The sequence below is a fragment of the Litorivivens sp. genome (assembly GCF_041625495.1).
Classification (GTDB): Bacteria; Pseudomonadota; Gammaproteobacteria; order Pseudomonadales; family Spongiibacteraceae; genus Litorivivens.
Map to the genome: position 1 here is coordinate 1 of NZ_JBFJTH010000105.1, position 13,388 is coordinate 13,388.

General features: G+C 53.9%; 14 protein-coding genes. 3 read left to right on the forward strand and 11 right to left on the reverse strand.

The features are described 5' to 3' along the window. On the reverse strand, nucleotides 1-960 hold a 960-nt coding region (gene trpS, locus ABYP39_RS12480; protein WP_372782822.1), incomplete at its 3' end, for a tryptophan--tRNA ligase. 51 nt (nucleotides 961-1,011) lie between these two features. Further along, nucleotides 1,012-2,151: a DUF3524 domain-containing protein gene (locus ABYP39_RS12485; RefSeq protein WP_372782824.1), complete on the reverse strand. Its 1,140-nt coding sequence runs from the start codon at nucleotides 2,149-2,151 to the stop codon at nucleotides 1,012-1,014. Between the two features lie 69 nt (nucleotides 2,152-2,220). On the opposite strand from ABYP39_RS12485, the gene ABYP39_RS12490 reads away from it, so the two are divergent. After that, nucleotides 2,221-3,009 (forward strand): enoyl-CoA hydratase/isomerase family protein, encoded by a 789-nt coding sequence (locus tag ABYP39_RS12490; RefSeq protein ID WP_372750640.1) that lies wholly within the window; start codon nucleotides 2,221-2,223, stop codon nucleotides 3,007-3,009. Nucleotides 3,010-3,076: 67 nt separating this feature from the next. Here the strand turns inward: ABYP39_RS12490 and ABYP39_RS12495 are convergent, their stop codons facing one another. The 4 genes from ABYP39_RS12495 to tsaB are packed head-to-tail and all read right to left on the reverse strand — an operon-like array spanning nucleotide 3,077 to nucleotide 6,792. Then, a complete protein-coding gene (locus ABYP39_RS12495) occupies nucleotides 3,077-4,390 on the reverse strand; it encodes a M18 family aminopeptidase (protein WP_372758792.1) in 1,314 nt (437 codons plus the stop codon). A 5-nt stretch (nucleotides 4,391-4,395) separates the two neighbouring features. Beyond that, the gene (locus ABYP39_RS12500; protein WP_372782826.1) at nucleotides 4,396-5,289 is read right to left on the reverse strand and encodes an NAD(P)-dependent oxidoreductase; all 894 of its coding nucleotides are present in this window, start codon (nucleotides 5,287-5,289) and stop codon (nucleotides 4,396-4,398) included. 6 nt (nucleotides 5,290-5,295) lie between these two features. Continuing rightward, nucleotides 5,296-6,099 (reverse strand): undecaprenyl-diphosphate phosphatase, encoded by an 804-nt coding sequence (locus ABYP39_RS12505; RefSeq protein ID WP_372748241.1) that lies wholly within the window; start codon nucleotides 6,097-6,099, stop codon nucleotides 5,296-5,298. A gap of 30 nt (nucleotides 6,100-6,129) precedes the next feature. Continuing rightward, nucleotides 6,130-6,792 carry a tRNA (adenosine(37)-N6)-threonylcarbamoyltransferase complex dimerization subunit type 1 TsaB gene (tsaB, locus tag ABYP39_RS12510; RefSeq protein ID WP_372748242.1) on the reverse strand — a complete coding sequence of 221 codons (663 nt, stop codon included), beginning with the start codon at nucleotides 6,790-6,792 and terminating at the stop codon, nucleotides 6,130-6,132. Nucleotides 6,793-6,836: 44 nt separating this feature from the next. On the opposite strand from tsaB, the gene mobA reads away from it, so the two are divergent. Beyond that, nucleotides 6,837-7,472, forward strand: coding sequence for a molybdenum cofactor guanylyltransferase MobA (gene mobA / locus ABYP39_RS12515; protein ID WP_372748243.1), 636 nt, complete (start codon nucleotides 6,837-6,839; stop codon nucleotides 7,470-7,472). A gap of 84 nt (nucleotides 7,473-7,556) precedes the next feature. Here mobA and ABYP39_RS12520 read toward each other — a convergent pair whose 3' ends face one another. From ABYP39_RS12520 to adk, 3 genes are all read right to left on the reverse strand, one after another. Continuing rightward, nucleotides 7,557-8,327 carry a hypothetical protein gene (locus tag ABYP39_RS12520; RefSeq protein WP_372748244.1) on the reverse strand — a complete coding sequence of 257 codons (771 nt, stop codon included), beginning with the start codon at nucleotides 8,325-8,327 and terminating at the stop codon, nucleotides 7,557-7,559. A gap of 183 nt (nucleotides 8,328-8,510) precedes the next feature. Further along, nucleotides 8,511-9,494, reverse strand: a complete 984-nt coding sequence (gene hemH / locus ABYP39_RS12525; protein ID WP_372782828.1) for a ferrochelatase — start codon at nucleotides 9,492-9,494, stop codon at nucleotides 8,511-8,513. A 117-nt stretch (nucleotides 9,495-9,611) separates the two neighbouring features. Continuing rightward, nucleotides 9,612-10,256 carry an adenylate kinase gene (gene adk, locus ABYP39_RS12530; protein WP_372748246.1) on the reverse strand — a complete coding sequence of 215 codons (645 nt, stop codon included), beginning with the start codon at nucleotides 10,254-10,256 and terminating at the stop codon, nucleotides 9,612-9,614. Between the two features lie 246 nt (nucleotides 10,257-10,502). Between adk and ABYP39_RS12535 the strand changes: the two genes are divergently transcribed. After that, nucleotides 10,503-10,835, forward strand: a complete 333-nt coding sequence (locus tag ABYP39_RS12535; RefSeq protein WP_372748247.1) for a type 1 pili tip component — start codon at nucleotides 10,503-10,505, stop codon at nucleotides 10,833-10,835. Here ABYP39_RS12535 and mazG read toward each other — a convergent pair. Further along, nucleotides 10,832-11,635, reverse strand: a complete 804-nt coding sequence (gene mazG / locus ABYP39_RS12540; protein ID WP_372748248.1) for a nucleoside triphosphate pyrophosphohydrolase — start codon at nucleotides 11,633-11,635, stop codon at nucleotides 10,832-10,834. The two genes, ABYP39_RS12535 and mazG, sit on opposite strands and share 4 nt — an antisense overlap. Continuing rightward, the coding region (locus ABYP39_RS12545) for a bifunctional (p)ppGpp synthetase/guanosine-3',5'-bis(diphosphate) 3'-pyrophosphohydrolase (RefSeq protein WP_372782830.1) at nucleotides 11,635-13,388 on the reverse strand (1,754 nt) is incomplete at its 5' end. The genes ABYP39_RS12545 and mazG, both read right to left, overlap by 1 nt.

The window sequence follows — 13,388 nt, forward strand, 5'->3', positions numbered from 1 at the left end:
CGCTCTTTCCCGCGCCTTCTCAGCACCCTTGCGCAATTGCACATCAACAAAACCAGGGTCGGCCATCAACCGCTCATACTCATCGCGCGCCTCGGCCAGCTCGTCATTAATCAAGGCACACAATTCTTTCTTGGCCTGGCCCCAGGCAATACCTTCTGCAAACTGCTTACGCATCCAAGCAGTCTGCTCCTCACTGGCAAAAGCCTGCCATATCTGAAACACGGTGGACGTATCAGGGTCTTTGGGCTCGCCGGGCTCCAGCAGGTTGGTTTTTATTTTATTGATCGCTTTCTGCATTTTCTTCGGCGGCAGGAACAACGGAATGGTGTTGCCGTAACTCTTGCTCATCTTGCGACCATCTAGACCTTTGAGCACCGCCATATTGTCGTCCACCTGCACCTCGGGCAACGTAAACGTATCCCCGTAAAGGTGATTGAAGCGCTGTGCGATATCTCGCGCCATTTCCAGATGCTGAACCTGGTCTCTACCTACAGGCACTCTGTGCGCGTTAAAGGCAAGGATATCGGCAGCCATCAATATCGGGTAACTGAACAGCCCCATGTTGATACCGAAGTCCGGATCCTGCTGCTCCTCTTCATTGGCCTGCACCGCCGCCTTATAGGCATGTGCGCGATTCATCAATCCCTTGGCCGCAACACAGGTGAGTACCCAGGTAAGTTCGGGAATTTCCGGCACGTCTGACTGACGGTAAAATGTGGTGTTATTGGTATCGAGCCCAAGCGCCAGCCAGGTAGCCGCTATCTCGCGCGCCGACTGCCGCACCTGCTCCGGTTCATGACACTTGATCAATGCATGATAATCGGCGAGGAAAAAAAAGGAATCAAAGTCAGTAGATTTGCTCGCGGCGATGGCCGGGCGAATCGCCCCAACGTAATTTCCAAGGTGGGGCGTACCAGTTGTTGTGATTCCGGTCAGAACGCGAAGTTTTTCGGATGACACTAAAAGCTCCAGAGTTTCCAGATTACAGGGTATCAATACAGTAGAAGCCGACTATGATACTGGCTCCCGGGGCAAAATGTTACTGACAGCATCGTCAATGGCGCGCTGGTAATCAGTTGCGAGGCGATCCCAAGCCAGTGAAGCCAATGACGGGCAAGGCGGCAATCCGTCGCGACGCCAGCTGGACAGTCGCGCCACCACCGCCATGGCTTCATCCGCCGGCAAACCGGGCCGTGATGGATAAAGGTACGCATCAGCAAAAAACTCCGGGTAGCACAGCCGATCAGGTAGCAATGGCACACACCCGGCCTGTACCGCCTCCATCACTGCCAAACCCTGAAAATCATGCAATGTAGTGGAAAGCACAACCTGCTGCCGCCCCAGCTCCGCCAGATACTCTGCCCTGTCAGCTACGTACCCTGTATCAACAACGCGTACGTACCCATTGCCCGGCTTCGCCAGCAGGCGTTTCATCTCCTCAGGTAAGGTCCGAAAGCGCTGCCCAAGCAATGTCAGCTCAACCAGCTGTCGGCCACGTTCTAAAGCTGTCACCAGCGCTTCCAGTTGCGCCACGCCCTTGTCATATTCCCAGCGGTGATTCCAGACAAGTCGCAAGGGTTGTTCTGGCGCTACCTCCTCTTCACGGCCAGCAACACTATCCAACGCCCGCAACGGCACCGGCAATACCCGCGACTTCTGCCGCAAGCACTCAAACCAGCCATTTTCGGGAACCTGATCCGGCAATTTACGGCATAGTGCCTCGCAACCCGCGATCAGAGTGTCCAGGTTATAACGTGAGTTAAACCACAATTGATCTGCCGCCAACGCTGCGTAGAGATTTACCATCTGCGGTTCTATCTGCTGCTGACGGGAACCCTGTGGCGATGGCGGATACGCAAACTGGTTCTCATGAAAATATGCCACCCAGGGGATATTGCGCAGCGCTGGGACAAGACCGCGCAAGGTAGCTATATCGACAGTTGAAGTAGCGATGACCAGATCCACCGGATCGTCTAGCAAGTGCCGCTGCTCACTGAACCAGCTCAAGGGATTGCCACGGATTCGCCAGTTAAAATAGCGCGGCGGCATGGTTAGAACTCGCCACTGTATCTGCGGTAAATGCGCTTGCAAACCCTGCAACCAGTAATCGTGGCTAGCAGCATGATAGGCAGATAACACAAGAATTCGCATAACGCGGCGACTTGACCCCCAGCAACGGCTAAACTAGTCTCGCCGCATCCAAGCAAAGAGACACATACAATGAGCAACTACAATACCCTTACTCTTGAAGAGCAAAATGGCATCGCCAAGATTACCTTAAACCGACCCGATGCCGCTAACGCGCTGAATGTCGAGCTAGCCAGAGAATTGATGCAGGCTGCTATCACAGTAAGTGAATCAGACTCGGTACGTGCAGTCATTCTGACCGGCAACGGCAAGCTGTTCTGTGCGGGCGGCGACATACAGGCGTTCGATCAGGCCGGTAACAATGTCGGTGGACTGGTCAAAGAAATTACCGCATATCTACACGCCGCCATCTCCCGCCTGACCCGCATGAATGCGCCATTGATTGTTGCGGTCAACGGTGCCGCCGCTGGCGCAGGTTTCAGCCTTGCACTTATCGGCGACATGGTTCTGGCTGCAGAGTCGGCCAAATTCACCATGGCGTACACCGGCATCGGCGCCAGCCCCGACGGCAGCTCGTCCTATTTTCTGCCGCGCCTGATTGGTTTGCGCCGCACCCAGGAACTGATGCTTACCAACCGCCGCGTGACCGCAGCAGAAGCAGAAGACTGGGGGATGGTAACGCGCGTTGTGGCAGATTCTGAACTGATGGAAGAAGCGGAAAAACTCGCCGCCCAGTTGGCCGCCGGCCCTCGCCTTTCGCACGGTGTTATCAAGCGCTTGCTGGCCAGTACGTTTAACGAAAGCCTGGAAACCCAGATGGAAGTGGAATCCCAGGGTATTGCCGCGATGATGAACACTGCCGATGGCCGCGAAGGCATTAACGCCTTCAAAGCGAAGCGCAAGCCTGAGTTCAAACTGTAATCTATCTTCGAACCTGGCTCGCACCCGATAGCAGGAGCGAGCCAGCCAATTTTTAATCCGCTAGATACTATATTTGCGGCAACTCGCGACTGGCAAAAAAATGCGCTGCAACTTTGGCCAGTCCGTGGGCATCCTCACTTCCCGCCAGTTCTCGGCAGGAATGCATAGCAAATGTTGGCACGCCAATGTCCACTGTCCGCACACCGAGCGCACCAGACGTGATAGGCCCGATCGTGCTACCACAGCCCATATCGCTGCGAATGACAAACTGCTGTACGGGCACATCGCACGCTTTGCACAAGGCGGTAAACAACGTGTTGGTTTCACTGGTGCTCGCATAGCGCTGATTGGCATTGATTTTGATCACCGGCCCGGCATTCAGCAAGGGTCCGTGATTGTTATCATGCCGGTCAACGTAATTGGGATGAACGCCGTGGGCGTTGTCCGCCGACACCATCAAGGACTGGTGGATAGCCCGCTCGAAGCTTTCGTGATCGCCCACGACGCGCTGCAAAATAGCTTTGAGCATTGGCCCTTGAGCACCGATGGCCGACAAGCTACCGACTTCTTCGTGGTCATTACAGACCAAGACTGCATGCGTTTTATTGCCCGCCGCCAATAAACCTCGGAGGCCTACAAAACAGGACAGCAGATTATCGAGCCGGGCACTGGCAATAAACTCGTTACGCCAGCCTATCACCGCAGGCGGCTGCGTATCGTAAAGACTCAACTCGAAATCTATCAGTTCAACCGCGTCGGGCGCACCCTCCGCCTTCAGATATTCCAGAAGCAGCGTCTCCAGATCCGAGTTGTCGCCGGAAAAACACACAATAGGCGGCATATCCGTTTGCGGGTTTACCGTCCGCGCATTATTTGCCTCACGATCCAGATGGATAGCCAGACTGGGAATAACCGCCACGGCACGCTGCAAATCGATCAAGCGTTGTTTTAACGCACCATCTTTTGTCTGGTAGTGAACCCGTCCAGCCAACGACAAATCGCGGTCAAACCACGGGTTCAGCAAAGCGCCACCGTAAACCTGTACGCCCCACTGGCGATACCCTTTCTTTTCGATATCTGGTTTTGGCTTAAGCTTCAGGCAGGGGCTGTCCGTATGTGCGCCCCACATCCGCCAGCCCTTTTCAGGCAATTCGTCCGTGCCGTAAACAAATGCCACCAAACTTGATTGATTGCGTTGCACATAGTACTTACCACCGGCCTGAAGCTCCCAGGCATCTGCTTCGCGCAACGCGCTAAAACCCGCAGCGTCAAGGCGACGACTCATTTCCGCTACCGCGTGAAATGGTGTGGTGCTTGCCTGCAAAAACTCCAGCATTTCCCGATTAAAAGCGTCTTTATCCTGCATGCCTGACTTTTCCATTACCATCACTTCCCGGAATACTTCTCTAGGCGGGCTACCAAGCTGCAGGTATCCCAGCGGGCCCCGCCCATCGCCTCAACTTCACTGTAAAACTGATCAACCAGCGCGGTTACCGGCAGGTGGCTATTATTGCGACGACCTTCGGCAAGCGCATAATTCAAATCCTTACGCATCCATTCCACGGCAAAACCGAAATCAAACTCCCCATCGATCATCGCCTGGTAACGATTTTCCATCTGCCAGGACTGAGCCGCGCCTTTGGAAATTACATCAACCACTTCAGCAGCATCCAGCCCGGCATTTTTGGCAAACTGAATACCTTCAGCCAAACCCTGCACCAAACCGGCAATACAAATCTGATTAACCATTTTAGTCAATTGGCCGGCGCCAATATCGCCCAACCGCTTGGCGCGCTTGGCATAGCATTCCAAGACCGGATAAAGAGCCGCGCAATCCGCTTCACGACCGCCCATCATCACGGTCAACACACCGTCTTGCGCACCTTTCTGACCACCTGATACCGGCGCATCCACAAAGCGGATGCCTTTGGCGAGCGCCGCCTGCCCCATACGGCGTGCCAGTTCTGCCGACGTTGTGGTGTGATCACACAGTATCGCGCCGGTTTTCATTGCGGCCAGAACACCGTCAGTCCCGGTCAGCACCGTCTCCACATCCTCATCAGCGCCTAGGCAGCTGAACACAATGTCTGCATCGACAACCGCCGCCGCAGGTGTATTCGCCGCCTCACCGGTGTACGTGTCTAACCAAAGTCGTGCTTTATCGGCGCTCCGATTATAGACAGTAACGCGGTAACGCGAAGACAGATGCCCGGCCATGGGAAATCCCATAACGCCAAGACCAAGGAAGGTAATTTTCAGAGAAGTATCATTTGTCATCATGGCACCCTAAACTTGCCAATAGGCTGTGGCAAAAATCGCCATGGCAAGCACCACGCGATAAAGCGCAAACGGTACCAAACCAATGCGCTCCACCCAACGCATAAACCAGCCGATACATAGAAATGCCGTGATCCCCGACAGGGCCATGGCACTTACCAACACCATCCAATCTATGGCCGCTTCGGCACCAAAAAGATCGAGCGATTTCAGCAGTGCCGCGCCGGAAATAACCGGAATCGACAGCAAGAAGGAAAAACGGGACGCCTCGAACAAACTCAGACCAAGAAAGGCCGCCGCCGTAATCGTGATACCCGAACGCGAGGTGCCGGGAATTAATGCCAGCGCCTGGGCAAAGCCAATAATCAGCACCATCATCAAGGTTAAATCTCTGCAGCTTTTGTCAGCCGCAAAGCGCTGGGCAAATGCCAATAACAAACCAAACACCAGTGTCGTGGTGCCCAGCACCCACGCTGTGCGCAAATGCGCTTCAATAAAATCATCAAACAGAAAACCCAGTACAATCGCCGGGAGAGTTCCCACAACAACCCACCAGGCCAGCCGACTGTCATCACTAGCCTCACGTTTGGCAAGGCTGGTACACCAGGCCGTGAACAAGCTCAGAATATCACGCCGGAAATACACCACCACAGCAAGCAGCGACCCAAAATGCACCGCAACGTCAAAGGCCAAGCCCTGGTCTTTCCATCCCAGCAACGCCGCTGGCAATACCAGATGACCAGAACTGGACACCGGCAAAAACTCCGTGAGCCCTTGCACGATGGCCAGAATAAGCGCCTGAATCAGATCCACAGTGAGATTACCTTCCAATAATGATAACGATCAACGCCAGGCGACTTCGTCGCGCAAATATCGCGGCAGCGCACGGTCACTGGGTACGGCGCCATCTGCCAACCATAATTGAGCGCCCAGCGCAGCAACACTGGTCGCTCTTGGCAACAAATGAATATCAGCTCCTTCAGCGAATACTGGCAAACGCTCAGCATATTGCCAACCTGATCCCACTCGATGGAAATCGCCTTCGAGTAGCACGGCTTCCGGAGAAGACAACTGCTCATTGCCCAGCGCCTGCGGGAAACCATCCACCACACGATAGGCGCACCAGTACACTTCATCCATTCGCGCATCAACACACACGAGAATCCGCTGCCCCTCACCTATCTGATGCTGGGTGATAGCCGTATGGGCGAGCGCCGCCAGGCTCGACACGGGCAAGCAGGGCAAATCCGCGGCGAAAGCCAACCCTTGCACCACCGATGCACAAACCCGCAACCCGGTAAACGAGCCGGGGCCACAGCCAAATGCTATGGCATTCAGCGAGGGCAGTGACATATTCGCTTCAGACAGAATGGCATCCACCAATGGCAAGACTGCCTGGGTATGCGAGCGCGGTGTTACCTCGTGTCTTTCGACAACATCTCCATCGCGCCACAAGGCCACCGAACAGGCATCACCTGAAGTCTCCAAGGCTAGCAAAGTGGCCATTGCGACCGCCTCCAATTACAATGCAGCTGGTTAAACGAGTGCGCATGATAACACAGCCCTTTCCTCTAATTGACGAGCGTCGCGCAGTGAACAGAACCACCACGTCAACAGTTGATGCCATCATTCTGGCGGGCGGACAGGGAGCTCGACTGGGTGGCCGTGACAAGGGGCTGGTTGACTGGGAAGGGCGAGCGCTGATAGCCCATGTCATCGACCGTATTGCGCCCCAGGTAGCGTCGATTGTTATCAGCGCCAATCGCAACCTGCTGGACTACGGGCAATTCGGTTATCCCGTTTATCCAGACAGCCGCACCGGTTTTAACGGCCCCCTTGCGGGTATAGAAGCCTGCGCCAGCCATTGCAGCAATCCCTTTACATTGATTGTTGCTTGCGACACGCCAAAATTGCCGCTAACACTTGTCCGAGACCTGAAAAAAACCCTTGATACGTTCAAGGTCAATGCGACCTATGCTACCGATGAACGACCACACTACCTTCCGTGCTTAGTGCGGACGCAGTACCTCACCGATATTTCAGTTCAATTGAATAACAGCAATGGCAGTGTCAAAGGGTGGCTGAAAGGCCTGGGAGAACGGGCAACCCCCTTCGAGAACTGCCAGGCCTTCGTAAATATGAACTATGTACCGGGTTCCGCAGCAAAACCGCCCCCCGAAAAATAAAAAAGCGACAGCTGCCTGACAGCTGTCGCTCCCTATTGTGTTGCTGCACTCTGTAGATAGCGCCCGCGCGGGCGCTATGTCAGATTATGCTTTAGCTTTACGCTTTGCGGCTGCGCGTTTCTTTGGCGCTGCACGCTTAGCGGCTGCCTTTTTACGCGGTGCCTTTGCTTTCTTGGCGGCAGCTTTCTTCTTGGCTGGCGCTTTTTTCGCTGCGGCTTTTCGCTTGGCGGGGGCTTTGCGTTTTTTGGGTGCTGCTTTCTTACGCGCCTTTTTCGCCGCCGCTTTCTCCGCAGCTTTTGCTTTAGCTTCCAGTTTCTTCGCCGCTTGCTTGTGCTTGGTGGCAAGTTTACGCGCTATGGCAGCCAATTTTTTCTTGTTGGCTGCAAGACGCTTCTTGCGCCAGCGAGACTGGAAGGCCGACAGCGCTTTCTTCATATCCGCTTCGGTTTTGTCGTCCAGCGCTTTGGCACGTTCGGCTACTTTGTCTTTAACCGCTTGCTCAGAAGCTTTGATCTTCGCCTCTACCTGAACCTTAGAAAGGCTCAACTTGGCTTTTGCTTCTGCTTCACGGGATTTACGCAGCTTTTCATTGGCACGCTTCACAGCGTTTGCCGCTCGCTTGGCTGCATTTTTATCCCCTTTGAGGGATGATTTCGCAGCTTTCGCTTTGGCTGCAGTTGCAGCGTTTCGCGCACTGGCTACTGCTTTTCGATCGGCTTCAACAGCCTTGCTTGCTTTGGTTAAAGCAGCTTCAGCTTTTTTCACCGCGGGCGTGGTTACTACAGCTTTCCGCGCTCGTTTCTTGGCAGGCGCTTTTCTTGTTTTTGCTTTTGCTTTTGCTTTTTTAACGGCCATTATTTTCTCCTCGACACGCATCAACAGAAACTGTCGAAATCAAAATAGCACATAAATTAAACAACAGCCAAGAAAACGCCAAAGAAATACACAAAATTCAACGACTTTTTACGAAAAAGTTATCCAATTTTATAAATTTTTAAAGGAAACACGTTTCAAGTTTCAATTTTTCACCCAAAAAACTCAAAACACCTGCAAATTTTTACGCGCCAGTAACGCTAACAAACTGGCGTGATCTTGCGACGCATTCAAACAGGGAATATAGGAAAAACTTTCACCACCGTGCTCGTAAAATATCTCCGCTGCCTCGGTATCGAGCTCTTCGAGAGTTTCAAGACAATCAACAGCGAACGACGGGGCAATAACATCGAGCGACTTACACCCGTCACGAGCGAGCTGTTCCACCGTTTTATCTGTGTAGGGCTGCAACCATTCAGCCTTACCAAGCCTTGATTGATAGGTAAGCACCCATTCATTTTCGGAAAGCGAGAGTTCATCGGCCAACCGTTGCGCTGTTACTTCACAATGGCGCTGGTAAGGGTCGCCCAGCAAAATATTGCGCTTGGGGATGCCGTGAAACGACATCAATAGCTTCTCGTGGCGACCGTGCGAAGCCCAATGACTTCTCACTTGTGCTGCCAAGGCAGCAATGTAGTAGTCATCGTCGTGGTAGTTACGAACCCAATTCCAGGCAGGGATATCACGCTGGCGCTGAAAATACCGCCCAACAATATCCATAGCGGCTGCGGTGGTAGTCGCTGAATACTGGGGGAACAAAGGAATAAAACAGAAGGCGTTCACGCCATCGGCACGCAATTCATCCAGCACATCGGAAATTCCCGGTCGACCATAGGTCATTGCCAAACAGACACGCGCCTCATCGTCGAGCTGTTCCTGCACTTGGTCTCGCAGCTGCTCACTAAACAATCTCAGCGGTGAATCGCCGGCAGCCCAGAGCGGAAGGTACTTCTTTGCCACTTTTGGGGAACGAAATGGAAGAATTATGCAGTAGAGTATGAACAGCCAGAGCAGGCGCGGTACTTCAACCACTCTGCGATCAGAAAGAAATGCCTTAAGAAAGGCCCTTACACCCTTCGCATCGGGGGTGTCGGGTGTGCCCAGATTAATCAGAATTACCGCTTTGTCTGGCATAGCTTTGTCTGGCATAGCTCTCTCCGCGTCACCATCGCTGCGCATAGATTACGCAGCCTTTTTATGTAGCGATCACATTATACTGGCAAAAAAAAAGCGCCGTTGGGCGCTTTCGGGGACACATTGGAAGAATCAGGCCAGCGCAGACAGTACCCGCTGCTTGATCTCTTCTACACTGCCTACACCTTCTACCTTGGCGTACGACGGTGCATTAGCGCCACTCAGGTTCTGATAGAAGTCTACCAATGGCTTGGTCTGCTCGTGATATACCGAGAGACGTTTACGCACTGTGTCTTCCTGATCATCTTCGCGTTGCACCAGCGGCTCACCGGTCACATCGTCGACACCGGCCTGCTTTGGTGGATTATTGTCCACGTGGTAGGTTCGACCAGATGCTTCATGCACCCGACGACCGCTCATGCGCGACACGATTTCCTCGTCGGCAACGGCGATTTCAAGCACCTTGTCGATAACCACGCCGGCGTCCTGCAGGGCTTCAGCCTGCGGAATGGTGCGTGGAAAGCCATCGAATAAAAAGCCATTGGCACAGTCGTCGGCCTGAATACGCTCTTTGACCAACGCGATAATGATTTCATCTGACACAAGCCCGCCCGATGTCATGACTTCCTTTACCTGAAGCCCGAGCTTCGACTCTGCTTTAACAGCAGCCCGCAGCATGTCGCCAGTTGAAATCTGCGGAATGGAAAAGTGCTCGCAGATAAACTGGGCTTGGGTGCCCTTGCCAGCCCCTGGTGGCCCCAACAATATAACGCGCATGGTTTGCTCCCCACGGTGTAATTCCGGTCGCAGGCAGGGGGCTGCCCGCGAAAGAGGCGACAAGATACACAGCTCCCTGCCCCAGCACAACCCCAAGCCCCGCCAGAGCAGCCGTTGCGGCCGGTGGCGACAGCGCCAGATCGCTTGATATTTGTACGTATTTTATGGATTTTAAGTTGCGAAGCCGACCAATTCGGCTCTATGATGATAGTGAGCATTTGTGCTTGTCTGAAATCGGAAGGTTCTATGGAAATCAAAGAGCTGCTCGATCTTTGGGAAGACACCGCAAGGGCTGAGCTGACCAAAGATGTGTTCGAAGTTCGACTCCCTCTCGAAGAGGCCTCCAAATTACGCGCTTTAGCGGAGCTTTATCCGCGCCGCACCCTCGAAGAAATCGTCACTGATCTATTATCTGCCTCGCTGGCAGAAGTGGAGCGCACGCTGCCCTATGTGCGCGGCAAAGCGGTGGTTTCGCACGATGAATTCGGAGACCCCCTTTACGAGGACGTTGGCCCAACGCCGCGCTACCGGGTATTACTGCAAAAACACCTGGCGCAGTACAAAACAGCGGGACATTAATCCGCTGACTTGAGGCGCCGCTTGGCCTCCTCCCACAGCGACTCCAGGGTTGCGGGGCACTGCTCTCTCAAATGTTTGGCTGACAGCTGCTCCATTTCCCGAAAGCGACGCTCAAACTTGCGATTTGAGTCTCTCAGCACGGTTTCGGCATCGAAGCCCAAGTGACGCGCGAGGTTTACCGCGACAAACAATAAATCACCCAGCTCTTCGGCTTGGGCCTCGCGGTCGTTGCTGTGCAACACCTCTTCGAGTTCTGCTCGCTCTTCCGTAAGCTTTTCCAGCACCCCGTCCACCGATGGCCAGTCAAAACCAATGGTTGCCGCCCGTTTTTGGAGCTTCTGTGCCCGGGTCAGCGCCGGTAGCGACTGCGGAATATCATCGAGGATACCAGTTTGCGCTTTGCCAGCTCGCTCTTCTGCCTTGATCTCCTCCCACCGAGCTTTTATCTCCTGCTCGCTGGCATGGCGGCCATTGCCAGGGCGCTCCAGCACACCGTCCGGAAATACGTGCGGATGTCTGCGCAGCAATTTTCGAACAATATTATCGGTGATGGCATCAAAGCTGAAATCACCAGCCTCTTCTGCCAACTGAGCGTAAAACACCACCTGAAATAACACATCCCCAAGCTCCTGCCGAATCTGATCAACATCGTGCGACTCGATGGCATCAATCAGCTCGTAGGTCTCTTCCAGCGTATGGGGTGCAATACTCTGGTAATTCTGCTTCAGATCCCAGGGACAGCCGTGGTCAGGGTCACGCAGGCAGCGCATTAACTCGCGAAGATCATCCAGGGTATACATCAAAGCTCGCTTATACGGCGCACAGTGGCAACATTCGGCAACCCGTTCAACTTGGCAAATAGATCCGCCAGCTCCGCCAGTCCTGCAACCTCGACACGCAGCTGCATTGAGGCAATGTGGCTTTTCGTGTCGGTATTGGTCGTCATGGAAATGACGTTTACATGGGCATTGCTCAACAGGTTGGTGATATCGCGCAATAGCCCCTGGCGATCATAGGCTTCCAGGGCAATATCCACAGGATAAGTTTCTGTTTTACGCCCCGCCCAACTGACTTCAATGATGCGCTCAGGTTCAACGGCCTGCAGGTGGAGCAGCTTTTTGCAGTCCTGGCGGTGAACGCTGACACCTCGCCCAACCGTTATGTACCCCGAAATGGCTTCACCGGGCAAAGGCTTACAGCAGCCGGCTATCTGGGTTAACAGATTACCCACACCGCTGATACTGATATCACTCGATGCATCGGTTGGCGACGCTGGGCCACTGCCAAATTGCGGCAGCTTCGGCTCGTCCTGGCCCAGCAGGGAATGCGCAGCTTTAATAACCTGCATGGAACTGAGGTCACCCGCGCCAACCGCCGCGTACATGTCATCAACCGATTGGCAGTTCACCTTATTAGCAATGGTCTTGTAGTCGACGCTGGTCAGCCCCAGTCGCTTGAATTCCTTTTCCAGCAAGTAGCGACCGGCCAGAACGTTATCTTCCTTGGCCTGCTGCCGGAACCAGTGTTGTACTTTGCTGCGCGCCCGAGACGTTTTCAGGTACCCAAGATTAGACTGTAACCAGTCTCGTCGTGGCGCATTTTCCTTCCCGGTGAGAATTTCAACCCGCTCACCGGTCTGCAGCGTATAGGTCAGCGGTACGATGCGGCCATTGACCTTCGCACCCCGACAGCGATGCCCCACTTCCGTATGGATGTGATAGGCAAAGTCCAGTGGGGTTGAACCGTATTGGAGGTTGACCACGTGGCCATCGGGCGTAAACACATACACCCTGTCCTGGGCGTGCTGAAAGTGGTCAGCGATATCGAGGTTGTCGCCACTTTCTTCGTGCCAATCCAGTACCTGACGCAACCAGGCGATTTTCTCTTCGTATCCAGCCGTGTTTTTCCCGCTGGCATCGGCCCCTTTGTAACGCCAGTGCGAACAGACACCAAATTCTGCCTCTTCGTGCATGCTGCTGGTGCGGATCTGCACTTCCAGCACTTTGCCCATCGGCCCGATCACGGCAGTGTGCAAGGAGCGATAACCGTTCTCTTTGGGGTTGGCGATATAGTCGTCGAATTCGTTCGGGATATTGCGCCACAGGCCGTGTACAACGCCGAGCACGGTGTAACAGGACTTGATATCCGGCACCAAAATACGCACTGCGCGAATGTCATAAACCTGGGAAAAACCAATACCTTTACGCTGCATTTTTCGCCAAATGCTGTATATATGCTTGGCCCGCCCGACAATTTCCGCAGTAACGCCCTCTTTGCCGACGGACTCACTGATCAGTGCAATCGCTTCTTCTATATAGCGTTGGCGATCCAGCCGCTTTTCATCAAGCAATTTGGCAATTTTCTTGTAAGCCAAGGGCTGAAGATAGCGAAAGCTTAGATCTTCAAGCTCCCACTTGATATGACCGATACCCAGGCGATGTGCCAACGGCGCATAGATATCGAACACTTCGCGCGCCACCCGATAGCGTTTTTCGGGTTTGTTTTTGACTGCGCGGATGGCCGAGGTGCGCTCCGCGAGCTTAATCAACGCGA

What these genes read in the sequence shown, in the direction of transcription:
- ABYP39_RS12485 (WP_372782824.1), bottom strand. Translation starts at nt 2,151, where the DNA reads ATGCGAATTCTTGTGTTATCTGCCTATCATGCTGCTAGCCACGATTAC.
- ABYP39_RS12490 (WP_372750640.1), top strand. Translation starts at nt 2,221, where the DNA reads ATGAGCAACTACAATACCCTTACTCTTGAAGAGCAAAATGGCATCGCC.
- ABYP39_RS12495 (WP_372758792.1), bottom strand. Translation starts at nt 4,390, where the DNA reads ATGGAAAAGTCAGGCATGCAGGATAAAGACGCTTTTAATCGGGAAATG.
- ABYP39_RS12500 (WP_372782826.1), bottom strand. Translation starts at nt 5,289, where the DNA reads ATGATGACAAATGATACTTCTCTGAAAATTACCTTCCTTGGTCTTGGC.
- tsaB (WP_372748242.1), bottom strand. Translation starts at nt 6,792, where the DNA reads ATGGCCACTTTGCTAGCCTTGGAGACTTCAGGTGATGCCTGTTCGGTG.
- mobA (WP_372748243.1), top strand. Translation starts at nt 6,837, where the DNA reads ATGATAACACAGCCCTTTCCTCTAATTGACGAGCGTCGCGCAGTGAAC.
- ABYP39_RS12520 (WP_372748244.1), bottom strand. Translation starts at nt 8,327, where the DNA reads ATGGCCGTTAAAAAAGCAAAAGCAAAAGCAAAAACAAGAAAAGCGCCT.
- hemH (WP_372782828.1), bottom strand. Translation starts at nt 9,494, where the DNA reads ATGCCAGACAAAGCTATGCCAGACAAAGCGGTAATTCTGATTAATCTG.
- adk (WP_372748246.1), bottom strand. Translation starts at nt 10,256, where the DNA reads ATGCGCGTTATATTGTTGGGGCCACCAGGGGCTGGCAAGGGCACCCAA.
- ABYP39_RS12535 (WP_372748247.1), top strand. Translation starts at nt 10,503, where the DNA reads ATGGAAATCAAAGAGCTGCTCGATCTTTGGGAAGACACCGCAAGGGCT.
- mazG (WP_372748248.1), bottom strand. Translation starts at nt 11,635, where the DNA reads ATGTATACCCTGGATGATCTTCGCGAGTTAATGCGCTGCCTGCGTGAC.